At 70.4% G+C, this 23,517-nt stretch carries 14 protein-coding genes; 6 read left to right on the top strand and 8 right to left on the bottom strand.

The features are described from left to right. Positions 1–119: 119 nt before the first annotated feature. On the bottom strand, positions 120–2,444 hold the full coding sequence (locus tag WME73_RS22570) for an adenylate/guanylate cyclase domain-containing protein (RefSeq protein WP_437747439.1): 2,325 nt from the start codon (positions 2,442–2,444) through the stop codon (positions 120–122). A gap of 995 nt (positions 2,445–3,439) precedes the next feature. Here WME73_RS22570 and WME73_RS22565 point away from each other — a divergent pair. Then, positions 3,440–4,909: a protein kinase domain-containing protein gene (locus WME73_RS22565; RefSeq protein ID WP_437917006.1), complete on the top strand. Its 1,470-nt coding sequence runs from the start codon at positions 3,440–3,442 to the stop codon at positions 4,907–4,909. Between the two features lie 105 nt (positions 4,910–5,014). On the opposite strand, the gene WME73_RS22560 is transcribed toward WME73_RS22565, so the two are convergent. The 5 genes from WME73_RS22560 to WME73_RS22540 all read right to left on the bottom strand — a co-directional run bounded on the left by WME73_RS22560 (position 5,015) and on the right by WME73_RS22540 (position 9,450). Continuing rightward, entirely contained in the window at positions 5,015–5,833 is an 819-nt protein-coding gene (locus WME73_RS22560) for an MmyB family transcriptional regulator (protein WP_437917005.1), read from the bottom strand. A 37-nt stretch (positions 5,834–5,870) separates the two neighbouring features. Continuing rightward, positions 5,871–6,578, bottom strand: coding sequence for a DUF4336 domain-containing protein (locus WME73_RS22555; protein WP_437917004.1), 708 nt, complete (start codon positions 6,576–6,578; stop codon positions 5,871–5,873). Between the two features lie 67 nt (positions 6,579–6,645). After that, positions 6,646–7,251 carry a glutathione transferase GstA gene (gstA, locus tag WME73_RS22550; RefSeq protein ID WP_437917419.1) on the bottom strand — a complete coding sequence of 202 codons (606 nt, stop codon included), beginning with the start codon at positions 7,249–7,251 and terminating at the stop codon, positions 6,646–6,648. 44 nt (positions 7,252–7,295) lie between these two features. Then, complete coding sequence (locus WME73_RS22545; RefSeq protein WP_437917418.1) at positions 7,296–8,051, bottom strand: Uma2 family endonuclease; 756 nt, start codon at positions 8,049–8,051, stop codon at positions 7,296–7,298. 274 nt (positions 8,052–8,325) lie between these two features. Next, entirely contained in the window at positions 8,326–9,450 is a 1,125-nt protein-coding gene (locus WME73_RS22540) for a formylglycine-generating enzyme family protein (RefSeq protein ID WP_437917003.1), read from the bottom strand. Between WME73_RS22540 and WME73_RS22535 the strand changes: the two genes are divergently transcribed. The 3 genes from WME73_RS22535 (at position 9,439) to WME73_RS22525 (ending at position 12,785) form a co-directional block, all read left to right on the top strand. Continuing rightward, positions 9,439–10,887 (top strand): radical SAM protein, encoded by a 1,449-nt coding sequence (locus tag WME73_RS22535; protein WP_437747435.1) that lies wholly within the window; start codon positions 9,439–9,441, stop codon positions 10,885–10,887. The two genes, WME73_RS22540 and WME73_RS22535, sit on opposite strands and share 12 nt — an antisense overlap. Beyond that, positions 10,877–11,476, top strand: coding sequence for a LysE family translocator (locus tag WME73_RS22530; protein ID WP_437917002.1), 600 nt, complete (start codon positions 10,877–10,879; stop codon positions 11,474–11,476). The genes WME73_RS22535 and WME73_RS22530 overlap by 11 nt, the downstream gene beginning before the upstream one ends. 187 nt (positions 11,477–11,663) lie before the next feature. Continuing rightward, a complete protein-coding gene (locus WME73_RS22525; protein WP_437917001.1) occupies positions 11,664–12,785 on the top strand; it encodes an acyl-CoA dehydrogenase family protein in 1,122 nt (373 codons plus the stop codon). A 64-nt stretch (positions 12,786–12,849) separates the two neighbouring features. Here the strand turns inward: WME73_RS22525 and WME73_RS22520 are convergent, their stop codons facing one another. Together WME73_RS22520 and WME73_RS22515 are read right to left on the bottom strand one after the other, a co-directional pair. Beyond that, positions 12,850–18,876, bottom strand: a complete 6,027-nt coding sequence (locus WME73_RS22520) for an AAA family ATPase (protein WP_437917000.1) — start codon at positions 18,874–18,876, stop codon at positions 12,850–12,852. A 64-nt stretch (positions 18,877–18,940) separates the two neighbouring features. After that, a complete protein-coding gene (locus tag WME73_RS22515) occupies positions 18,941–19,927 on the bottom strand; it encodes a response regulator (RefSeq protein ID WP_437747430.1) in 987 nt (328 codons plus the stop codon). Between the two features lie 937 nt (positions 19,928–20,864). Here WME73_RS22515 and WME73_RS22510 point away from each other — a divergent pair. Further along, entirely contained in the window at positions 20,865–20,987 is a 123-nt protein-coding gene (locus WME73_RS22510) for a hypothetical protein (protein WP_437916999.1), read from the top strand. Positions 20,988–21,449: 462 nt separating this feature from the next. Next, a complete protein-coding gene (gene tkt, locus WME73_RS22505) occupies positions 21,450–23,438 on the top strand; it encodes a transketolase (RefSeq protein WP_437916998.1) in 1,989 nt (662 codons plus the stop codon). Positions 23,439–23,517: the final 79 nt, after the last annotated feature.

The raw sequence follows: 23,517 nt of genomic DNA, 5'->3' as shown, positions 1-23,517 counted from the left end.
CAGGGGAGGGCTCGAGTTCGTCCCAGGTCCCACGCGACGAGCTCCCTTCCCGGGGGCCGGGCGGCTCGGCAGCCCTCCCGCACACCCAGACGCGAGCCTGCCTGTACGGCGGCGAGCCGCTACGCCTCGGCGCGGTGCAGCTTCTGGACGAACGCCGCGAGCCCCGGCGGCGACGACGTGAAGTGGATGCGCACGACGTCCTCGGCGCGCGCGTCGAGCTCGATCACCTTCGCGTGCAGCTCGCCGCCGAGCTGCTCGGCGAGCGGGCCGGACGGGTGGATCTGGAGGTTCGTGAAGGGCGCGGGCCGCGGATGCAGCCGCAGCACGGCGCCGAAGGGCGAGAGCCCGAGGATGAACGCGGACTGCGGCTCGCCCTCCACCCGCTTGCCCGCGAGGCGCGCGCAGACGACCGGCAGCGGCGACGAGAGCGAGAGGATCTCGACCCGCCGCTCGGGCAGGTAGAGCCGCTCGGGGTTGTCGAGACCCAAAACCTCGTGGACCAGCACGCGGTTCGAGAACCCCTTGACGGCCAGCGCGTGGCTCTGGCCGAGCAGGAGGCCCGCACCGGCGGCGCGGCGCGTGGCGTCCGCGATCAGGATCTGGCGGCCCACCGTGCACGACTCGATGCGGGACGTCAGGTTCACCTGGGCGCCGACAACGCCGTATTTCGTGCGCGCCTCGGAGCCGATGTTGCCGACGACGACCGGTCCGGTGTTGAGCGCGATGCCCATCTGCAGCGTCGGCAGGCCCTCGGCGCTGTTCTTCTCGTTCACCGCGTCCATCGCGATCTGCATCTCCAGCGCGCACGCGACCGCGCGGCGGGTGTCGTCGCCCGCGGGGAACGGCGCGCCGAAGAGCGCGAGGATCGCGTCGCCGATGAACTCGATGATCGTGCCGCCGCGCGCGACGATGATGCGCGCCATCTCGCCGAGATAGCCGTTCAGGAGCCGCATGACGACGTCGGGCGGCATGCTCTCGGTCATCGTCGTGAAGCTGCGGAGGTCCGTCATCATGATGGTCACCTCGCGCTCCTCGCCGCCGAGGAGCTGGGCCTCGGGCGAGGAGAGCAGGCGGTTCACCACGTCGTCGCTCAGGTAGCGGCCGAACGTCTTGCGGATGAACTCGCTCTTGACCGACAGCTCCGCCGCGAGCTGCGAGAGCTGCTCGCGCGAGCGCTTCAGCGTGAGCTGCGTGTCGAGCCGCCCGAGCAGGATGTCGAAGTCGATCGGCTTCGTCACGTGGTCGTTGGCGCCGAGCTTGAGCGACTCGACGACGTCCTCGCTCGCGCCGCGCGTGGTCACCATGATCACGGGGAGCTCGGCCTGCGACCGGCTCTGGCGCAGGGCGGAGAGCACGCCGAGGCCGCTGATGCCGGGCATGTTCACGTCGAGCAGCACGGCGTCGAAGCGCTCGCGCGCGGCGAGCCCGAGCGCGCGGGGTCCGTCCTCGGCGGAGGCGGTGCGGTAGCCGTTGTCCCGCAGCACCCGGCAGAGGACGTCGCGGTTGCCTCGGCTGTCGTCGACCACGAGGATGGTGCCGCGCCCGCTGCCCTCGATCTCGGCGTGGACCGCGGGCTCCTCGTGCGGGGAGGGGATGCTGACCTTCACGCTCGAGGGCGCGTCCTCGTCGCCGTTCTCCATCGCCTGGACGATGGTGAGCAGCTTGCGCGACGCGAGCTCGATGTTGCGGATGTCCTCGATGTGCTGCGGCGCGACCTTGCCCTGCAGCGACGCCACGAGCAGGCGCGTGTAGCCGAGGATCTGGTTGATGGGCGTGTACGGGTCGTGGCCCCCGCCGTGCGGCTCGTGGAGCCGCTGCGGCTCGCGCCCCGCGGTCGGCCGGGCCGACGGCGCGGGCTGATGCGCGGCGGGCAGCCCGCCGGTCGCCGTGCGCCTGGCCGGCGACGACGCCGGCGCGTGGCCACGGCCGGCGTCGTCGTGGCGCGACCCCTCCGGGACGCGCGAGCTCGGCGGCTCGGGCGGCTGGGTCGCGGGCGCCGCGGGGGCGCCCTCGGGCGGGTCCCACCGGTCGAACGGATCCTGCAAGGTGTAGCCGCTGCGCGCCGCGGCCGCGGCCGCGGCGGTCGGCCGCTCTCGCCAGCCGCGCGCCTCCTGCGACGCATAGGCGCCGTGCGGAGAGAGCGGGACGCTCGGCCGATCTCGCCGCACGCGCGCGTCGGCCGGGAAGTGGCTGCCGCGCGCCGGGGGCGGCGCGTGCTGCTGAGGAGGCGGGAGGGTGCTGCCCCCGCGGTTCGATGCGGGCGCCGGCGGCAGGGCGCTGCCGTTGCCGGCGCTGTTGCGTGTCGGAGGCGGCGCTGACGGCAGGGCGCTGCTGGCGCCGGCGCTGGCGCGCGACGGGATCGTCTCCGGCGGAGTCCCTCGCGACGGCACGGGGCTGACCGTTGCCTTTTTGTGCGCGTCCTTGTCGGAGGGGGATCGGCTCATGGTTCCGGCGATTCTACGCCTGCGCGCGTAGACGCAACCATGGATGACACCCGCGCTTCATTTTTTATCGCACCCCTACGCCTCAGCTTCAGCCTCGGCGCGGGTGGATTTCCTCCGCCGGCGTACGCGCGAGCTCCGCGGGTGTCCAGGCCGTCCTCGGCAGGGTGAACTCTTTCAGTGAGCCGGCATCCAGAAGACGAGAGGCTTCAATCCTCCTCCAGAAGACAACCCGCCTGTCGCGGCGCGTGATCCGAGGAAGCGCGAGCGCGCCGCGCGGGTGGAGCTCTGGACAGGCCCGCCCTCCGATGTCGGACGATGCCGACACCCCAATGGATCTCGCCCCGTCCTCGTGATTCCCGCGCTGGATGAAGACGCGAGCGCCGTCCTCCGCGCTGCCCGGACGGTGGTTGTGGAGGTAAAATGAAAGACTTTTTTCGAAGTCAAGAGGCGATGAGCCCTCGCGCGCCCTCGGGGGCTCCTCTGGCGCCGCGAGGTGAGCCCATGGATGAAGCCGCAGCGGATCGCGAGCCATGGCCGCACGACAGGCACGCTTGTTCCCGGGCTCCCCACCTGATCATCAGGTGGCCTACCTTCAACTCCGTTGTTCTGCGTCACCGCTCGCGACGACAGGTGCTTTCGGCCGGCCGGACGAACCTGGCGCTCGGCATGCGCTCATGCGCCGACACCGGCGCACGGTGGATGTCCGTCCACGTGGCCGTATCGCACATGAGTGCTCCGTGGCCCGTGCGCTCCTGGGGGATGTAAGAGACGGGTTGGCTTCAATGTGCGCGGATACGCGACACGCGCTCTGACGTGACTGACGTGACTGACGTGACTGACGTGACTGACGCGACCGACGTGGCGGAGAGCACTTTGTTTCTCTTGCAGAGGTAATGAAGGCGTCGTAGTGATCTATTTACGCCATTCGGGCGAGTTTTCGGCTGGAGCTGACGGAACCACCGGCTCGGGCCTGTGCGAGAAGGAGTAGCAGAGGTATGCCCCTGCACACCGGACAGATGGTGACGCCTTCGCTGAGGCTCGTGCGCATCCTCCGGCGCGGCGGGATGGGGAGCATCTGGGTTGCCGATCGGCTTCCACTGAAGGCTCAGGTCGCCGTGAAGTTCATGTCGCCCGAGTACGCGGATGATCCGGGCTACGTCGAGCGGTTCCGGCGAGAGGCGGTCGCTGCGGCGCAGATCACGAGCCCGCACGTCGCGCAGGTCCTCGATCACGGCTTGACGGCGGAGGGCATGCCGTACATCGCGATGGAGCTCCTCCGCGGCGACGACCTGAGGACCCGCATCAGCCGCCAGGGCCGGCTGCCGCTCGGCGAGGTGGCCCGTATCGTGGCGCAGGCGGCCAAGGCGCTCGGGCAGGCGCACCGCCTCGGCATCGTCCACCGCGACATCAAGCCGGACAACCTGTTCCTGACCCAGGTGGACGGGGAGACCTTCGTCAAGGTGCTTGACTTCGGTATCGCCAAGCGGGTCCGGGACCTGCGGGTCACCTCGACGGGGAACGTGGTTGGGACGCCGCTGTACATGAGCCCGGAGCAGCTCGTCAGCCCGAGGGATCTCGATTTCCGTGCGGATCTCTGGTCGCTTGGCGTCGTCGCCTACCATGCGATCACGGGGCGGACCCCGTTCTCCGGAGAGACGCTCGCGGCGCTCACGCTCGCCGTGCACAGGGGGCGGTTCACGCCCCCCAGCGGGCACCGGATCGACGTGCCGGCCGCCGTCGACGAATGGATGGCGAAGGCCCTGCAGCAGGATCCGAGCGCGCGCTTCGGGTCGGCGAAGGAGATGGCAGAGGCGCTGGAGCGTGCGCTGTCGTCACGCAAGTGGGGCACCGAGACGCCGGCTCCGGCGGTCGGGGACGCGGCTGCGGAGAGCGTTGTCGAGGCGCCGCCCGTGAGCTCGCAGGACGGCGTTGTCACCCGGCGCAACCCGGTCATGACGTCCCCGTCGATACCGGTCGTGGAGGCGGATCTCTGCGAGGACGAGGGCGGCGATGGCACGACGGCGGTCCTGGGCGCGGGGTCGAGCCGAAAGAAGCGCAAGAGGCCATCCGCGCGGATGGCAGCGGCCGCCGCGATCGGCGCTGTGCTGGCCGGCGCCAGCCTGTTCTTCGGCGTCCGGCTCGCCGCGCCCGCCGCCGACAGCGCCGCGCTCGCCGCCGTCGCCCCCCGCGCCGGGCTGGCGAGCTCGCCCGAGGCGACGCTCCTCGCCAGCGTCGTGGAGGCACCCCGGCCGCTGCTCGCGCCGGAGCTCCAGGAGCCCGTCCAGGCCGCTGCGGCGCAGCCCGAGAGCGCGCCCACCAGCGAGGCCTCACGGTCGACAACGAAGAAGAAGCCCTCCGTGCGCCCCGCGCGATCCCCCGGGCGGACCAAGACCATCCCGTCCACTGGGCGGCACACCCGACGCATCAAGCCTTTTCCCCGCAACGACATCGCGATGCACCGGTAGCGCTCCCGGCGCTGCTCTCATCGCGATGCACGGGCAGCGCTCTCGGCGCTGCTCAGGGGAGCGCGGGCCGTGCACGGCTCGTCGACGCGCGCGCGGCGCGCGCCCTCAGAGCGGGATCCGAGGGGATTCCTCGGCGGAGGACCCTTGTCCCCGGCGTCGCGCCGTCGCGCGCAGCGCCTCCGCGGTCGCCTGGTCTGCGGGAAAGAACGACTCGACCGCGAGCTCGGACAGGGTGACGTCGATCGGCGTGCCAAAGACCATCGTCGTGCTGAGGAAGCTCAGGATACCGTCCTCCGTCCTGAGCCTGAGCGGCACCGCGACGGCGACCGGGTCGGGCTCGCGGGCGGGTTCGGGGCGCATCGATCCTTCCTGCGATGGATAGCGGATGAGCTCCTCGAAGAGCGTCACGAGGGCGGGATCGGAGCTCACGTCGATCTGACGGCGCAGGCGGGCGAGGAGGTGCGCGCGCCACTCGGGTGAGTTCTCGATGCGCGGCGCGAGGCCGCCTGGGTGCAGGCTCAGGCGCAGCACGTTGATCGGGGGCTGGAGGAGGGCGGCGTCGGCGCCAGCCAGGAATGGGCCGATCGCGCCGTTCGCGGCGACGAGGGTCCAGTGCCGATCGATGGCGACCGCCGGATACGGCTCGTGGCCGGCGAGCACCAGATCGACCGCCCTGCGCGCCGCCGCGAGCGCCGGATCGCCCAGGCTGCGCTCCGGATAGAGCGGCGCGTACCCCGCCGCCACGAGGAGCTGGTTGCGGTCGCGCAAGGGCACATCGAGGCGCTCGGCCAGGTGGATCACCATCTCGCGGCTCGGCTGCGCGCGGCCGGTCTCGAGGAAGCTCAGGTGGCGTGTCGAGATGTCGGCCTCGCACGTCGCGGCGCAGGCGCTCGCCGTCGCGCTCTTCGCGGAGGCGCAGGTCATCGGGCTGCGCCGCGCGCAGGCGGCCGCCTGAGAGCCCTCATCTCGCCGGCAGGAGCCGGCCAGCCCCGGCGCCGATCCACGCGAGCGCGCGGCGCGTCCGGTCCTTCGCCTCGCCTTCGATGACGTCTCCGTGGGCGACGACGACGCGCTCGAACTCCCACGCGAGGACGTCGGCGACGCTGCGCGCCGCTGCGGCGCGGTCCCTCATGAGCACGCGCCACACGTGGTCCTGGGCGGTCTTCCTCCACACGCCGCCCACCCAGAGGAAGACCTTCATGGCGAAGCTGCGGGCCTCATGCACGTTGAACAGGAGATCCGTCACGATGAGCGTCCGCGACCGCGCGTGCAGGAACACGTGCTCCGCGATGTACGGCACGCCCTCGACGAGGCGTACGCCGAGATCGTCGCCGATCTCCGGCGCCACGCCGGATCGGGGCAGCGGGGTGAAGCGGAGGCCGGAGAGCTTCTTCTCGAGCCCGGGCGCCCCGAGCACGCTCGCGCGCGGCCAGCGCTCGGTCGCGGCCCTCAAGAAGACGTGGTGGAGGCAGCTCGGGGCGACGAGGGCGCGCACCTCGCCGAGCGCGTCGATCTCCCGGGCGGTGTCGTCATCGAACGCCAGCGGCGAGTGGATGACGATCCTGCCGTCGGCCCGCCTCACGACGGTCGCGCGCGCCGGCAGATCACCGAACGGCAGCCGGAAGTCCCTCTCGTACGCCCACACCTCCTCGGCGATCGCCCGCAGCATGCCGTCATGCAAAGTCGCGCGTGATCGAGGCGTCAAGGCGTGTACCCACCAGGGATACGAAGGAGGCCTACCGCCGCCGCTCGGCCTCGATGGCGGCCTGCACCGCAGGGCGGGCGCCGACGCGCTCCCTGTAGCGGCCGAGGACGGGCCATCCGCCGAGATCGACGCCCGCGAACCTCGTCCACGTCGTCACGGTATAGAGGTACGCGTCCGCCACCGTGAACCGCTCGCCGAGGAGGTACGTCGTGCCCTCGAGGCGGTGCGCCACGTAGGCGAAGCGCCGGCCGAGGAGCGTCCTCGCCGCGTTCTTCTGCTCGTCCGGCGCCCGCGGCTTGAAGAGCGGCGAGAACTGCTTGTGCAGCTCGGTGCTGATGAAGCTCAGCCACTCCTGCAGCCGGTAGCGGTCCAGGGTGCCGGCCGGGGGCGCGAGCCCGGACTCGGGCCTCCGATCGGCGATGTACTGGACGATCACCGGTCCCTCGGTGAGCACCTCGCCGCCCTCGATCTCGAGCGCGGGCACGTAGCCCTTGGGGTTGATCAAGGTGAAGTCGGCGCCCGACCGGGTCTTCTTCGTGCCGAGGTGGACCTGCTCGAGCTCGAACTGGAGGCCGGCCTCGCGCAGCGCGATGTGCGGAGAGAGCGAGCAGGCGCCAGGGCTGAAATAGAGCTTCATCATGCGCTTCACAGGAGGAGCGAGAGGAGCGCGGGCGCCGATCGCTACTTCAGCGTGTCGGGATCGACGCCGAGCTCCCGGAGCCTCGCTGCCAGCCGCATTGCCTGCTGCTCGGCGGACTCGGCGCGCTGCTCGGCGGACTCGGCGCGCTGCTCGGCGGACTCGGCGCGCTGCTCGGCGGACTCGGCCCGTTTCGCGAGCTCCTTCCCAGCAGGCACGAGCTCTCCCTCGGGGGTGAAGAAGCGGAGCTGTCCCTTCTGGACGCCAAGGAAGAGCTCGAGCTGAGCGCTCCAGAGGCGCCCGGAAGCATCGGGGGAGAGCGGCTCGTACTGCCCGTCGACGAGGTGGAAGCCCGAGAACTCGAGGGTCTCCGGATGGAACCAGAAGTAGTCCGGCGTCCGGAAGACGTCCTGGTAAATCTGCTTCTTGAGGCCGCGATCGGCGCCTTCGGTGCTCTCCGAGAGCACCTCCACGATCACGTTCGGGTACCGGCCGTCTTCTTCCCAGACGACCCAGCTCTTGCGCGCCCTCCGATCGGTGCCGAGCACGACGAAGAAATCCGGACCCCGGAAGTGCTCGGTCTTGAGCTGCCTGGGGCTGAAGTAGATGGTCAGGTTCCCCGCGGCGAAGAAGTCGGCCCGGTCCTTCCAGAAGAGCTCCAGGCTCTCGAGCAGCAGGATCATCTGGACGAGGTGCTGGTAGGTCTCCATCGGAGGCTCGTTGCTGTACAGATCGCCCGGCGGAGCGACGACGCTGGGGTCGACGATCTCCGCCGGCATCGCGAAGGCGAGGGACGTCATGTCGGAAGCCTGCCGGAGGATCCACCTCGCAGCAAGGTCCGCGGCGCACCTCGCCGTGTCCGCGTAGCCGCTCGACAGCTTGCGGATCCCGGGTGCGCTCATTTCGAAATCCACCCTTCTGTGGCGTCCCCGCCACAGGGTGCCTCGTGTTCGTCCTGCCCGGCCAGCGCAGCGTCCGTCGCTGCCGCACGCCGGCGCGTGGTGGCACCGCGCGCTCGAGCTCAGCTCGCCCGCGTCCGGTCGCGCGAGGGCCGCCCTCGGCGACGGCTCGGCGCTACGGCGTGCGCGCGCAGCGCACGCCGACGCCGTAGTCGCCACGATAGTTCGCCGGATCGTAGGAGACCGCCGAGCGATTCGACGACAGGAGGTACGGCATCAACCCCGTGTGGAAGCCGCCGCCAGGCAGCACCCGGTTCGTGGCGCCGGTGAGGTTTGCGCAGTCCTCGCTGGGGCTCACGTAGTTCGCGTAGACGTCGAGGTTCCACTCCCACACGCTTCCCGAGAGATCCCACTGTCCAAAGCGCCCGACGCCGAGCGGCGTGCTCCCGACGTCCGGCACATTCACGACCCCCGTACAAGTGCCTCGCCTGCCGCTCGGATAGTAGCAATCATAGATCGCGTACTGGTTGCCAGAGCCGGGATCCATCGAGCCCCAGGGGTACATGCGCTGCTCGTCTCCACCGGCGGTCGCGTATTTCCATTCGGCCTCGGTCGGCAAAAAGCCGCCGTCCCAGATGCAGAAGGCGTGGGCCTCGTACCAGTTCATGAACGTGAGCGGCAGCATCTCGTTGTCGCCGGCGTTCGCCGTCCAGGTGCCGTAGTCCGGGCGGCGGCGATCCGGGCGAGGAAGGCAGGACAGCGGCGGTAGCGCGGGCGGGAGCAGGGCGCGGGAGGGGCTGCATCGCGTCCCGTGAGGGAGGACGCTCGCAAGCCTCGGCCGTCGGGCGAGCGAGCTCCCCAGGAGAGCTGAAAGTCGAACCGGAGGGTGCCGAGACCCGCCGGAGGAACCTTCGGCTCGCGCGCTGACGTCGGCGCCGAGCAGACACCGGACGTCCGGCAGAGCGCAGTCGATCGAGCAGGTGGTTGAGCCCGAGCCGCGGCTGATCGGCGGCTCGCTCCTGCCGCATGACAGGCTGTTGCTCGACCACGCAATGTGTTGCCTATCTCCCGCGGCGCGCCTCGAGGCGCGCCCTGAACCCCTGGTTGGACGAGGTGCGCTTCTGGCCCTCGTGACGGTCTTTCTCGCCGGAACCGGACGAGGATCGCCGCTGGTCCGACGCTTGCCCCACAGCCTCGGCACAGCGCGCGTCGCGTCGCTGCGGCCCCGGACGGCTGGGCGCCGGAAACGCGGAGTTATCACCCACCCACCAGCACAGCAGGAGGCTCGATGCTGCTGCATAGCAGGTTTGACCACGTCGCCAGGAACACCATCGACTACTGGATGAAGCCCGATAGCGCCAACCTGTCGGCGGCCGAGCTCCTCGACGCATGGACCCTGGCGCCCTGGCTCGACCGCGCCACCGTGCAGCTCTATCTGCACGTCCCGTACTGCGCCCAGAAATGCAGCTTCTGCGCGTTCTCCGGCGGAAATTCCCTGAGCTTCAAGATGGCCGACCGCTACGCGGATCTGCTGATCTGGCAGATGCGCGACCTGCTCGGCCGCAGCCAGGCCAAGGGCAAGCCGATCGCCTCGGTGAACATCGGCGGTGGCAGCCCGGATCTCTTGCGCGCTCACATCGGCAAGGTGCTCCGAGCCGTCCGCGACCTGCCGGGATGCACGAACAGCACGGAGATCTCGGTCGAGTTCACCCTCTCCACGGTGACCGACGAGTTCATCGACGCGTTGATAGAGCACCAGGTCACGAAGGCCAGCTTCGGCGTACAGGTCCTCGATCCCGCCATCCGGCGCCACCTGCACATGCCATCGGCGCTCCGGAACATGGATGAGACATGCGAGAAGCTCGCGCGCGGCGTGCCGATCATCAACGCCGACTTGATGACGGGCTTCCCGGGTCAGACCGTCGAGTCGGTGCTGTCCGATCTGGAGTGCATCGTCGACCATCCGCACATCAACGCCGTCAGCAGCTATCTCCTCACGCCCGGCGCGGCGCCGAAGCTCGTCGGGGACATCCAGGCGGGCAAGGTCCCGGCGCAGCCCCGCCACGAGCACCAGGCGCTGTTCAGGCTGCATACCTACGCGACATTGCTGCGTCGGGGATGGATACGGAAGGGGACCAACACGTACATGAACCCGGACAAGATCCCGGAGCGCGCCCTCTCCATCGTGGCAGGCAACGAGTGCATCGGCGCCCGGCGATACGAGGATTTCCTGATCGGCGCAGGGGCCCAGGCGATCTCGTCGATCCCTGGCGCGCGTGCCGAGAACATCGTCGACATCGACGCGTGGAGCGCATTCGCCGAGCGGGGCGAGCACGGGTTCTCCCTCGACAAGTCGTCCCTGTCGCACCAGCGCGACATGGCGCTGTGGGTCTTTCCGCTCATGGGAAACGGGCTCGCCGTCAGCGAGTACGAGGCGCTGCGAGAGTCCGGCGCGCTCGACGAGGCGCAGATGAGCAACTTTCGTTCGTTCATCGAGGAGGGGCTGATCTTCCGGTCGGGGGACCGCTACCAGCTCACCATCACGGGCGAGGTGTTCATGGGGCACCTCGTGCGCAACCTCAAGAAGGAGGCGGATCGAGGCGTCCTCGATGACTACATCGATGAGGGATACACCCTCGGGCAGCTCGTGGCGACGGACAAGATCGTGCCGAAGAACGCCACCAACAACCGACAGCTGTTCCGCCAGATCGTCCGGGGAGCCGACAGTGAGCACTGAGGTGCTGCTGGCCTACTGCATGGCCATCTTCGTCGCGTCCATCATCCCGGGCCCATCGATGCTGCTCGCGCTCGCCAAGGGCGCCAACCACGGCTGGGGGGCAGGGGCGCTCTCCGGGGCGGGAAACATCGCGGCGACGATCGTGCAGGCGGTCGCCTCCTACCTCGTCATCCTGAAGGTCGGCAGCCTGTCGAGCACCCTCCTGCTCGGCATGAAGCTCGTGGGGGCGCTGTACATCTTTTACATCGGCTGGACGCTGATGGGCGTCGCCAATTTTGGGAGCGACCGTGAGGTCGCGGCGCGGGCCGGGTCGTCGTGGCAGCACGTCCGCGACGGCTTCATGTTCGCCATCGTCAACCCCAAGGCGATCGTGTTCTTCGCCGCCCTCTTTCCCCAGTTCGTGGGGCGGAGCGTGGCGGGCAGCGTGATCGCGATAGGCGTCCCGATCGTCACCATCGGCTTCGCCTGCTTCATGATCTATGTCGTGGCGGGCCGCGTGATGGTGGAGATCCTCGGGCAAGGGCGGCACGTCGGGAAGATCTTCGGCATCTGCATCATGCTGTGCGCGCTCGCGCTCCTCTTCGCCTGATTCGCCTGATTCGCCTGATTCGCCCGATGAACACCTCAGGGACGCGCGGTCTGCCTCGACCCTGGTGCGCCGCCTCGGCGCCGCTGCGAGGAGGCTGCAGCGTCCAGCAGGTGGGGGGGCACGTGCCTCGGCCGCGATGCGCCAATCTCCTGGGTCGCGTCGCTGCCGCGGCATACACTCCCCTCGCATGTCCGCCGGATCACCCACGCCGCCGGCCACGGCCGGCTCCACCGCGCTGATCGAGCGCGCCCGCCGGCTCGCGACGCTCGTGCTCGCCCCCTCGGCGAACGCCACGGATCAGGCCGCGGCGGTTCCCCGAGAGCACATCCGCGCCCTCGCGGACGCAGGTCTCCTCGGGATCGCGACGCCTGCGTGCCACGGCGGCCATGGCGCCCCGCCGCAGGTCGCGCGCGAGGTCCTGGAGATCCTCGCCGGCGCCTGCGGCGTGACGGCGTTCGTCCACATGCAGCACGCCGCCGCGTGCCCGCTCATCGCGCGCGGCGACAACGAGGCGCTCAAGGAGCGCGTCCTGCCTCGTTTCGCCTCTGGAGAGCGCTTTTGCACCGTGGGCTTCTCGCACGTCCGCCGCCCGGGTCCGCCGATGGTCAGGGTGGAGCCCGACGGTGATCGGTTTCGCTTCGAGGGCACCGTGCCCTGGTTGACCGGCCATGGGATCGCCGACGATGCGGTCATCGCCGGCGCGCTCCCCGATGGCCGCCTGGTGTACGTCCTGACGTCGCTGGAGGCGGGGGATTCCATCGAGGCATCGCCGCCGCTCCGCCTGAGCGCGATGAACGCCTCGGCCACGGTGTCGCTGACGCTGCGCGATCTGCGCGTCGGGCCCGAGCAGGTGATCGCCATCCTGACGCGCGAGCAGCAGGCTGCCCGCGACGTGGCGGGCCTGCTCACGCCGTCGGCGCTCTCCCTGGGCGCGGCCTGCTCCGCCGCGGCCCTGCTCGCGGAGCTTTCGGAGCGCCGCGGCAGCGCGCGCCTGGCGGACGCCGCGCGGGCGTTCGAGGACGAGAGGGAGGCCGCCCGCGCCGAGGTCGATGCATGGGCGGACTGGCCGGAGGCGGAGGGCCATGCAGAGCACGCGGTCCGCGTTCGTGCCTGGTGCATCGATCTGGGCGTCAGGGCCGCGCACGCTGCGGTCGCTGCGACCGGCGGTAGCGCCAACCTCGTCGACCACGCCGCGCAGCGCCTCTTCCGCGAGGCGATGCTCTATTCGCTCACGGCCCAGACACGCGACCTGCAGACAGCGACGGTGGAGCGGCTGCTCGAACGGGCGACCCGCCCCAGATCGGGGTAACGACCGCGACCCGGCGGCTCTCTCCCGCCATCCCTGGCATCGTCCCCCCGACCTGGGCCACTCGCTACATCGATTCCTGCGGATCCGCGCGGCCGTCGACGCCGTCCGCGCCGCCTGGGTCGTACACGCCGACAAAGTCCCGCAGCTTCCGGGTCTGGTAGCTGCGTGCCAGCGTAGTGAGCTGCTCGATCCAAGGTCTGAGCCGCGGATCGTGCTGCGCCATCCGCTCCGCCTCCTCCAGGATCTTGTGGACGAGCCCCTTCTTCGCGAGCGCCGACAGGATCGCCAGCTCTTCGGCCGGAGGCGGCGCGAGGTGTCCGCCGCCTTCGGGCTCCTTCGCCGGCGCGTCCCGAGCGGGGGCTCCATCGCGGCGAAGCCACTCGATGCTCAGCAAGCGCGATATCTTGTCGAGGAGCGCGCTCGCCACGATCGGCTTGGGCAAGAAGTCATCGCAGCCGGCGCTGGCGCACTGCTGCCGCTCGGCCTCGGATACGCTCGCCGACGAGGCCAGGATGACGACGTGCCGGAGCTCTGGCATGAGCCTGAGGCGACGCGCGGTCTCGTAGCCGTCCATGTCCTTCATGTACAGGTCCAGCAGGATGAGCGCCGGCGCGCGCAGCGCCGCCATGCGCAGCGCCTCCTTACCGCCGTCCGCCTCGCACAGATCGAAGCCGAGCGGGCCGAGGAGCCCGCGTACCACCGCGCGATTGTCGGAACTGTCGTCCACGATGAGTATCGTGCGGCGCTCCCCCGGATAGCCGACGATCGTGTCCCACCCCCTGGCTTCGCCTGGGCTCGTCGCGAGCTGCGCCTCGGCGAGCGGGAGCGTCACGGTAAAGACACTGCCCTCGCCGACCTCGCTTTGCACCTCGATCGCACCACCCATCTGTTGCACGAGCTTCTTCGTGATGGCGAGGCCAAGCCCTGTGCCCTCGCTCTTCGCGCTCTGCTCCCCCACCTGCTCGAAGGGCTCGAAGATGCGTGACAGGTGCTCCGGGGCGATCCCAGGACCCGTATCCTCGACCCGGAACCGCACCATCCGCCCTGCAGGGACGGTCTCCTCCAGCACCTCGATCTGGAGGGACACGCGTCCCCGCTCGGTGAACTTGATGGCATTGCCGAGGAGGTTCAAGAGCACCTGCATCAGCCGCTTCTCGTCGGCACAGACGGCCTGAAGCGCAGGGCCGCGCAGCTCATGGGAGAACGTGATCCCCTTCGCTTCGGCGCGCACCCGGCACAGGTCGACCACCGTCCGCACGAGCGCAGGCAACCGGAACTCCGTCAGGACGGAGTCCATCTTGCCCGCCTCGATTTTGGCCAGGTGCAGCAGGTCATTGATGAGCGAGAGCAGGTGCTCGCTCGACTTCTGGATGACCCGCAGGCCCTCCCGCCACGCCGGCGGGACGTCGGGCGTTCGCTCCAGGATCTGGGCATAACCCATGATCCCGTTGAGCGGCGTTCGCAGCTCGTGGCTCATGCTGGAGAGAAAGTCGCTCTTGGCCTGGCTGGCGCGCTCCGCGGCCTCCTTGGCGATGCGGAGCTCGACGGTGCGCTCCTTGATCTTGGCCTCCAGGTCCCGGTACAGGAGGGCGTTCTCCACGGCGATCGCGGCCTGCGCGGCGAGCACCGACAGGAGCTCCACCCGCCGCTCGGGGAACGCCGCAGGCACCTCGCGATGCTCGAGGTAGAGCACGCCCACGAGGCGCCCTCGATGCGACAAGGGAAGCGAGAGGAGCGAGAGCACGGAGCGCGAGGCCAGGTGCGGATCGGCCGCGAAGCGCGCGTCCGACCTGGCGTCGTCCACCACGACCGGCTCGTTCGTGCGCGCCACGTAGTGCGCCACCGTCCTCGCCACCTCGCTGCTCTGCGAGAGCGGCTCGGACAGGCCCGTCTCGATGTGGCCTCCCTCCACCGAGAGCCGCGCCACGACCGAGAGCTCTTCGCCTTCGCCCAGCAGCAGGACGCCGCGCTGCGCCCCGGCGCTCTCCAGCACGAGCTCCATCAGACGCCCGACGACCCGCTCCGGGTCGAGCTCGCTCGACAGCGCCCGCGCTGCGCGCACCGCGGTGTTCACATCGAGCTGCGCGCCGCCGGTGACTCCCGTGGTGGTCAGCGTGGCGACGCCCGTCGTGCGGCGGCGCTCCGCCGTCGCGGGCTGGGCGGGCGCACGGAGCAGGGCCGGCCATCTCGCCTCCAGGTGGGCCACCACGGCGTGCGCTTCCCAGCGAGCATAAGCGTCCCTGGCCTCGCGCAGGTACAGCGCGGCGACACGGCTCCTGCCCGCCTCGAGGTGAAACTCGGCGCAGAGCTGAGCCGCCAGGGCTTCGATGTGAAAGAATCGCTGCTCGCGCGCGAGCTCGATGGCCTCGTCGTACCTGGCCATGGCTTCGTCGGTCTTGCCCTGCACGCGGGCGTGCTCGGCCTCGAGGAGGCGCAGCTTGTGGAGGAAATTGTCCGCGCTCCCCTCGGCGAAGTACCTCAGCCGCGCGAGGCCTTGCTCGATGTCGTCGCCGAGCCCGGCCCGCTCCGCCGCGTCCGCGGCCGCCGGCCAGCACCTCGCGGCCGCGAGCGCGAGCCAGAGCGGTATGTCCGTGACCGGGGGAAAGCCGAAGATGGACACGCGGAACTGCTCGGCCTCCCGTGCCCGCGAGAGGGCCATCGGGTACGCGCCGGCGACGAGGAACAGGTGCGCCTCGAGGATGCGCGCCAGCTCGGCTGCCATCCCGTCTCCGTCAGCCAGGAGGGAGCGCGATCCTCGTGAGAGCGGCTCGCCCGACAGGAGCCTCCCCGCGCCGTCGGCGGTCGTCAAGAGGTCGCACCACGACGCGATCGCCTCGAAATAGTGCGTCCCGAGCGCGGTCCCCGCGCGCTGCATCAACCCCCAGCGCGCCGCCCGGTGCGCCTCGAGCTGCCCGAGCGGCTGGCCGCGCCACACTCGGTAGTAGAACAGGTCGCCTTCCAGCCCCCAGCTCGTCCCCTGGAACGAGCCGACCTTCAGGCCGGTCGCGCAGGTTCGCTCGAAGATGGGCGCCATCTCATCCGCGGGGCGGGCGTAGGCCGTGTACTGCCCCTGGAAGGACAGACACTCTGCCAGAAAGGGCGACGCGACGCGCTCGGCTGCGCGCACTCCAGGGCCGACCCAGCACGCAGCGCGACGATACATGCCTGTGGTGAGCGACCAGACGTTCGCGAAGCAAACGATGATGAAGGGAGAGACCGGCGTGAGCGCGCGCCGCTCTCGCACCCTCAGCACGGCGCGGGCGATCACGAGCCCGGACAGCACCGGCTGACCGCCGATCGCCGCGCACACCATGAGGTGCATCGTCAGCGCATCGATGAGCACCTGCTCCGGGGAGGGATCGAGGGGCATCCGTTCGAACGCGTCCGGGTCGCGCTCGAACCATCGATCCAGCTCGGCGGACTCCTCGAGGAGCGCGGCGCGGCGCGCCTCGTCCGCGCCCGGAAATGCGATGTCCTGCTCCGTGAGCGCGGCGAGCCCGAGCTCGACCCCTCGCGCGAACTGGCCCGCCGCCTGGGCGCTGCGGACGCGCATCTCGTGCGCCGAGAGCCTGGTGAGCGCCGGCAGCGGCCTGGCGAGCAGCCGCGCGCACCGCGCCTCGACGTCGTCGAACTCCCGCAGCAGAAAGGCCCCCTCGATCTGCTCGAGCGCGAGCTCCGCGCACAGCGGCGCGTCCTTGCGCCAGGCGTCATCGCCCAGCAAGTCCTGCGCGGTCTCGGCGAGGCTCAGGAGGAGCCGGTACGAGCTCGCCGCCTTCGCGGCGCGCGCGGCCTCGAGGTTCAGCCGCGCCAGCGCCTCGCGCTCGCCTGCGGAGCCCATCCGCGCCGAGCCCAGGTTGAGGTGCCGCACCAGCTCCAGGAGCTCTTGCGGTGTGCCCTTCTGCGTCCGATGCCGCGCCCACAGCCGCCGGCCGATCTCCAGGTGCGCCAGGACGCGCTGCGCCGGCGGGGCCCGCTCGTAGCTCGCCTGCTGCACGCGGTCGTGCAAGAAGCGGTATTCAGCGTCGAGCGCTCCTTCTCCGGTTCCGGTTCCGGTTCCGGTTCCGGTTCCGGCCGCTCCCAGCGCCTGCGCGGTCCGGTAGGCTCCATCGGCCGGCACCACCAGCTCCTCCCGCAGGGCGGGCCAGAGCGCGCCGGTCACCCGGGCGCGCTCCCATCCGCTGAGCCGCTCCAGGTCGTGGAGGTGGAAGGCGTGCCCCGCGCACGCCGCGAGCCCCAGGAGCTGCTGTGTCGCTTCAGGCATCTCGAGCAGCTTGTCCGTCAGGAGGGCGACGACGTTGTCGGTCACCTGCGCCTGCTCGATCTCCTTCTGGCCCCAGCGCCACGCGCCGCTCTCCGGGTCCCGCGCCACCTTGCTCTGCCGGTGCAGGGACAGCAGCAGCTGCTCCATGAAGAACGGGTTTCCTCGCGTCTTTTGCCACAGGATGCGCGAGAGCGGCTCCACCCGCGCCGCCTCGCTGTTCAGCGCCCGCGCTGTCCATGCCTGCACGTGCTCCGCCGACAGGGGGTGCACCGACATCCTCGACACCCTCGCCCCGCTCTCCTCGACCGACGCCACGAGCCTCCACAGCGGGTGCTCGGGGGGCGCCTCGTTGTCGCGGTACGCCGCGAGCACGAGGAGCTCTCTTCGCTCTGCGTCGGTCAGCAGCGTCCTCAGGATCTCCAGCGTGGCGCTGTCGGCCCACTGCATGTCGTCGAGGAACATCACGAGCGGCGCGTTCGGCGTCGTGACCGCCCGCACGAAGTTCAGCCAGGTCAGCCTCTGGCGGGCGAGCACCTGCTCGCCGTGCACCGGCGGCACCGGCGCGAGCTTGCCCATGATCAGGTCGAGCTCCGGCACCACGTCGGCGATGAGCCGGGCGTTGTCCCCCACGTCGGCCCTGATTCGCTCCTGCCACGCCGTGAGCGTCGGCTTCGGGCTCGCCAGCCACTGCTGCATCAGCGCCCCGAACGCCTGCGCCATGGCCGCGTAGGGCGTCGACCGCGCGAGCTGGTCGTGCTTGCCCGAGATCAGGAGCCCGCGCCCCGCACGCGCGATGTCCTGGTAGACGGTGCGCACGAGCGCCGTCTTGCCGATGCCGGACGGGCCGCCGATGAGCACGAGCTCCGCCGCGCCCTCGGCGGCGCGGGCGAAGGCTGCGCCCAGGAGATCGCGCTCCTGCTCCCGCCCGACGAGGACGTCTGGCAACCGCAGCCTCTGCGAGAAATCCTTGTCCCCGAGCGTGAAGCGCTCCACCGCGCCGCGCTCGCGCCACATGCGCAGCGCTCGCTCCAGGTCTTCCGCTGCCCCCTTGGCCGTCTGATACCGCCGGTCAGGGTACTTCGCGAGGAGCCTGGACACGATGGCCGCGAGGCCCGGAGGCACGTCGGGGACGACCTCGTCGAGGGACGGCGGCTCCTTGGCGAGGTGCGCGTGCACCAGCGCGAGCGGGTCGCGCTCGGTGAACGGCAGCCGCCCCGAGAGCGCCTCGAAGAGCGTCACTCCGAGCGAGTACAGGTCGGTGCGGGGATCGAGCGCTCGCGCCGTGCGGCCCGTCTGCTCGGGCGACATGTACGCCAGTGTCCCCTCGAGCCCTTCGGGGATGCTCGCCGCCGTCGCCTCCAGCGGCAGCGACGAGGCGATGCCGAAGTCGAGCAGCTTGACCTGCGCGTACGCCGCGTCGACCAGCACGTTCTGGGGTTTGATATCCTTGTGCGTTATGCCGGCCGCGTGCACGGCCTCGAGGGCTCGGGCGAGGAGCGCTCCTAGCCTCAGCCCCGCTTCCACCGGCAGGCGCCCGCGCTCGGCGAGCTGTAGATCCAGCGACCGGAAGCCGGGGTCCTCGATCACCAGCGCGACCGTGCCGCCCCGCTGCAGGAGCTCCCGCGCCCGTGCCACCCCTGACACCTCTCTCAGCTGTGTCAGGATGTGATGCTCATGCAGGATGCGCCCCGTCACGCGCGAGCTCGGCGCGGCCGCCACGGGGAGCTTGAGCACCACCCGGTCGCCGGAGGGACGATGGACCGCGCGGCACACGCGGGTCTCGGCCCCTTCGTGCATCACCTCCCCCACAACGTAGTCTCTCAGATCCATCCCGGTTCAGCTCCTCTTCGGGTCCGGCGGAGACGCCGGGTGAACAGCGGAATTCTCCGGTACTTCAGCGCTCGGGCTTGTGCTGGCGGCGGTCGCGTGTCCGCAGCGCGTGCTCCACGCCCGACTGCAGGGTGGCCTTCGTCACGAGCTGATCGAGGTGCAGGTCGAGCGCCACGAACGTTTGCGCTACCTCCGCGCGGATGCCCGTGACGACCGTCCGCGTGCCGAGCAGCGAGAGCCCCATCGCGGCTTGCACGAGCATGCGCGCAACCGTCTCATCTACTGCCTTTACGCCGGTGATGTCAATGATGAGATAGTCCGCCCTGCGCTCGCTCGCTCCGCGCAGCGCTGTCTCGACCGCTTGTCCGGCACGCTCGACGTCCACCGTGCCGATGAGGGGCATCACGAGGACGCCATCGATCATCGGAATGAGCGGAGCGGACAGCTCGAGGAGCCGCTCCCGCTGCGCCGCGATGATCTGCTCTTGCAGCGCCGCCCTGGCCGCCTCGGCGCGCTCGCTCTGCATCAGCTGCTGCGAGAGCCGCTCGTTCGTGTCGCGCAGCATCTGCACGGCCTGCGCCAGCGCCTCCTCCGCCTTGGCGCGCTCCCGGATCTCCTCCGAGAGCCTCGTATTGCGCTCCTCGAGAGCCCGCGTTGCGCGCCGGAGCGAGATCTGGGTGTGCACCCGCGCCAGGAGCTCGGTCTTCTCGAACGGCTTTGTCACGTAGTCGACGGCGCCCACGCGGAAGCCCTGGAGCCTGAACCTCGCTTCAGCGAGCGCCGTCATGAAGATGACGGGGATGCCCTGCGTCGCCGGATCGGCCTTGAGCCGCCGGCATGTCTCGAACCCGCTGAGGCCGGGCATCAGAGCGTCGAGCAAGACGAGGTCCGGCTGGGCCCGGCTGACCAGCTCGATCGCCTCCTCACCGTCGCGCGCGACAGCGACCTCCAGGCCATCCGACATGAGCGCGTGCGACAGCACGGTCAGGTTGTCCGCGCTATCGTCCACGATGAGGACGAGGCCAGAGAGCGGAGTTTCTTGTTCTTGCATGGGTCTCTGCCGGCTCAGCACGATCGAGCGAGCCTCGTGCGCCCGGTCGGCGTGCCCCAACGCACGGCGGGCGAGCAAATACGTACACTGTGAGCCGGCGGCCCCATCACAGGAAACATTCCGTCTTCTCTTCTTCCGTTCGTACCACGGGCTGTTCAGCCTTAACATACCTTTTGTAGGCGGAAGCGGAGAGGGGTGCAGGGTGCGGTGGAGAGGGTAGGCTGAGCCACACAGGCCATCCATTTCCTCCATCTACGTACGCATGAGTACGCATGAGATGGGCGCTTTCCGCCTCGTTCCGAGGTCCCATGTCGGCTCGCCTCACTCGCTTTCCTTCGCGACGAGGTCTCCGCTTTTTCCGGCTCTCACGCTCCATCCCCATCTCCAGCCGTTGGAGCTCCTCACGCTCGGGCGTCGTGAGCGTTCCCGGCCGCTGGCCGGAGCTCCGGTCGTCCGCCTTCGCCAGACGTACCGCCTCCGCCTTGAGCTCGGGCGCGAACAGGGCCTCTTTCTCCCGTCCCATCCCTGCCTCCCCGGTGCCTTCTGGGGGGCCACGGAGGTGCGAAGGATCACGGCGTGGCCTGGGCGAGGACAGTTGAGAGCGACCTGGCGTCGGGCGCCGCGACGCCGCGTTCGACCGATCGACCGGCGGCTGCCCGCCCGGGGCTTCTCGCGAGATGAATGTGCTCGCGCGTCGGCGCATCCAGCGCCTCGTGGCCTGCGCTCCTCCCGCGTCCAGAACCAGGGAAGCGCTCGGGGAACCCGTCGTCAATACCCGGAACGGCAGGGTGGAGCGCGTGAGACACGGAGGCACTTGGGTGTGGCAGGGGCTAACACGACGGCGGAAAATTGCCCGGGAGCGGCAGAAAACCCGCCAAGCCGCCTCTGGATCTCGGCGGTGGGCCAGTCCCCGCCGGAACGCACTTTGATAAGAGGTTTGACGACCTGTCGCGCCGACCGCATCGCGCTCGTCGGCGACTTCACGGGTACAGCCGGCTTCGGCACCGGCCCGCTCACCGCTACGGGCAAGGACGGCTTCGTCGCGGTCTCCGCCCCCTGACGCACGCGAGCGCGCCTGCGTCGGGAGTGGTCCGCGGCGGCTCGGTCCAGGTTGGGCGACCCCGACGACGGGCCCAGGTGGGGGTGAAAGCGCGACCAGCGGTCTGGGGCTCCGTGAGCGCCAGCTGGCCGCGCGGCGGAGGCGTTGCGCCTGCGGGTCGACGGCGAGCCGCGGGGGCTGCATCCCGCGTCGACGCGGTCTACCGGCGGGCGGGACAGGCGCCGTGGCGCCCCCCGCGAGGGACGTCTCGTGGTCCCGCCGAGGGAGGAGCGACGTTCGCCGAGGGGGGGTTGATGACCGGCTCGGCCCGATCTCCGCTCCGCGGCCCCGCGCGTCCCACGAAAGCCTGGGCAGTCACGCGAGCGCCGAGGCGCGCTCGGAGCGGTCCAGGCGCCGGGCGGCGGGGTGAGGGGGCCTCGCGAAGGGGCGCGCTTCGCGACGAAGTAGGTTAGAGTGCGCGCCATGCCTGATTTCGCCAAGCTCGCCGCCGCGGCCTCGATCGCCCGCGGCCTCGCCATGGATGCCGTCCACGCCTGCTCATCCGGTCACCTCGGCCTACCGCTAGGGGCCGCCGAGATCGGTGCCGCGCTGTACGGCGACATCCTCCGCCACGATCCGAGCGAACCGCACTGGTTGAACCGCGATCGCTTCGTTCTGTCCGCCGGTCACGGCAGCATGTTCCTCTACGCCTGGCTGCACCTCTCGGGCTATCCGGTGTCCCTCGACGACGTCCGCCGCTTCCGGCAGTGGAAGTCGAAGACGCCCGGCCACCCGGAGTACCATTACACCGAGGGTGTCGAGGCGACGACTGGCCCGCTCGGCCAGGGCGTGGGCAACGCGGTCGGGCACGCGGTGGCCGCCAAGATGCTCGCCGCGCGTTACAACACGCCGGAGCACACGATCTTCGATCTCAATGTCTACTGCCTCGCCGGCGACGGCTGCCTCCAGGAGGGCGTGGCCGCCGAGGCGGCCTCCTTCGCCGGGCACTTCAAGCTCGACAACCTGATCCTCATCTACGATGCCAATGACGTCACCCTCGACGCGATGGCCATCAAGACCCAGAGCGAGGACACGGCCAAGCGCTTCGAGGCCTACGGCTTCGAGGTGCTCCACATCGAGCAGGGCAACGATCTGGAGGCCGTCCACCGGGTGCTCGGCCAGGCGCGGGCGTCGAAGAGCGGAAAGCCGAAGTTCGTCGTCGCCCACACCCTCATCGGCAAGGGGATCCCGGAGGTCGCCGGCACGCAGAAGGCGCACGGCGAGGGCGGCGCCAAGTTCGTGGATCAGGCCCGCAAGAACCTGGGGCTGCCCGCCGAGCACTTCTACGTCAGCGAGGAGGTGAAGCAGTTCTTCGCGACGCGCAAGGAAGAGCTCGCCAAGGTGCGCGGGGCGTGGGAGGCGACCTTCCAGGCCTGGCGCGCGAAGAACCCCGAGCTCGCCCGCCAGCTCGACGACGGCCTCGCGAAGAAGCTCCCGGCGGACCTCGACGCGCGCGTCCCCGCCTTCGCCGCCGGCACCAAGGTCGCCACGCGCAAGGCCGGCGAGACCGTGCTGCAGGCCGTCGCCGAGGCGGTGCCTGCGCTCATCGGGTCGAGCGCCGACCTCTACGGCTCGACGTTCAACTACATCGCGTCGAGCACCGACTTCGATCCGGAGCACCCCGGCGGCCGGAACATCCGCGCCGGCATCCGCGAGCACGGCATGGGCGCGATCATGAATGGCATCGCGTACCACGGCGGCCTGCGCCCGAGCGGCGCGACGTTCCTCGTGTTCGCGGACTACCTGCGGCCGAGCATCCGGCTGGCCGCGCTGTCGCACCTGCCGGTCATCTACATCTTCACGCACGACTCGGTGGGCGTGGGCGAGGACGGGCCGACGCACCAGCCCGTGGAGACCGTCGCCGGGCTGCGCGTCATCGTCGATCTGGACGTCATCCGGCCGGCGGACGCCGAGGAGACGGCCGGCGCCTGGATCTCCGCGCTGGAGCACAACGACGGCCCGACGGTCCTCGCGCTCACGCGCCAGGCCGTCCCGCTGCTTCCGGGGGACGCCGCCACCAAGCGCGAGGGCGTCCGGCGTGGCGCCTATGTCCTGGTCAAGGAGACGGCGGCGCTCGAGACCATCCTGATCGCGACGGGCAGCGAGGTGCAGCACGCGGTCGAGGCCGCGAAGCGGATCGGGCCCGGCGTCCGCGTCGTCTCGATGCCCTGCGTGGAGCGGTTCGCGCGCCAGGATCACGCCTACCGCGAGGCCGTGCTGCCCGCCGCTTGCACGCGGCGCGTGTCCATCGAGGCGGGCGTCACCTTCGGCTGGCACCGGTGGGTCGGCTTCAAGGGGATCGCCCTCGGGATTGATCGCTTCGGCACGAGCGCCCCTGGCGACATCGTGATGGATCGGCTGGGCATGAATGCCCAGGCGGTGGTGCAGGCCGTGCAGGACCTCGTGCCCTGACCCCCTGAAGAAGCGAGAAACCGCCGGGAGTGCCGGGAAGCAACATTCCTCGGCGCTCCTGGCGCGGTCTCGATCTCCC

Origin of the sequence: Sorangium sp. So ce302 (genome assembly GCF_051530145.1) — a bacterium.
GTDB lineage: Bacteria > Myxococcota_A > Polyangia > Polyangiales > Polyangiaceae > Sorangium > Sorangium cellulosum_B.
This window is presented reverse-complemented; position numbering and strand designations above follow the sequence as displayed.

What these genes read in the sequence shown, in the direction of transcription:
- WME73_RS22570 (WP_437747439.1), bottom strand. Translation starts at nt 2,444, where the DNA reads ATGAGCCGATCCCCCTCCGACAAGGACGCGCACAAAAAGGCAACGGTC.
- WME73_RS22565 (WP_437917006.1), top strand. Translation starts at nt 3,440, where the DNA reads ATGCCCCTGCACACCGGACAGATGGTGACGCCTTCGCTGAGGCTCGTG.
- WME73_RS22560 (WP_437917005.1), bottom strand. Translation starts at nt 5,833, where the DNA reads ATGACCTGCGCCTCCGCGAAGAGCGCGACGGCGAGCGCCTGCGCCGCG.
- WME73_RS22555 (WP_437917004.1), bottom strand. Translation starts at nt 6,578, where the DNA reads ATGCTGCGGGCGATCGCCGAGGAGGTGTGGGCGTACGAGAGGGACTTC.
- gstA (WP_437917419.1), bottom strand. Translation starts at nt 7,251, where the DNA reads ATGAAGCTCTATTTCAGCCCTGGCGCCTGCTCGCTCTCTCCGCACATC.
- WME73_RS22545 (WP_437917418.1), bottom strand. Translation starts at nt 8,051, where the DNA reads ATGACGTCCCTCGCCTTCGCGATGCCGGCGGAGATCGTCGACCCCAGC.
- WME73_RS22535 (WP_437747435.1), top strand. Translation starts at nt 9,439, where the DNA reads ATGCTGCTGCATAGCAGGTTTGACCACGTCGCCAGGAACACCATCGAC.
- WME73_RS22540 (WP_437917003.1), bottom strand. Translation starts at nt 9,450, where the DNA reads ATGCAGCAGCATCGAGCCTCCTGCTGTGCTGGTGGGTGGGTGATAACT.
- WME73_RS22525 (WP_437917001.1), top strand. Translation starts at nt 11,664, where the DNA reads ATGTCCGCCGGATCACCCACGCCGCCGGCCACGGCCGGCTCCACCGCG.
- WME73_RS22520 (WP_437917000.1), bottom strand. Translation starts at nt 18,876, where the DNA reads ATGGATCTGAGAGACTACGTTGTGGGGGAGGTGATGCACGAAGGGGCC.
- WME73_RS22515 (WP_437747430.1), bottom strand. Translation starts at nt 19,927, where the DNA reads ATGCAAGAACAAGAAACTCCGCTCTCTGGCCTCGTCCTCATCGTGGAC.
- tkt (WP_437916998.1), top strand. Translation starts at nt 21,450, where the DNA reads ATGCCTGATTTCGCCAAGCTCGCCGCCGCGGCCTCGATCGCCCGCGGC.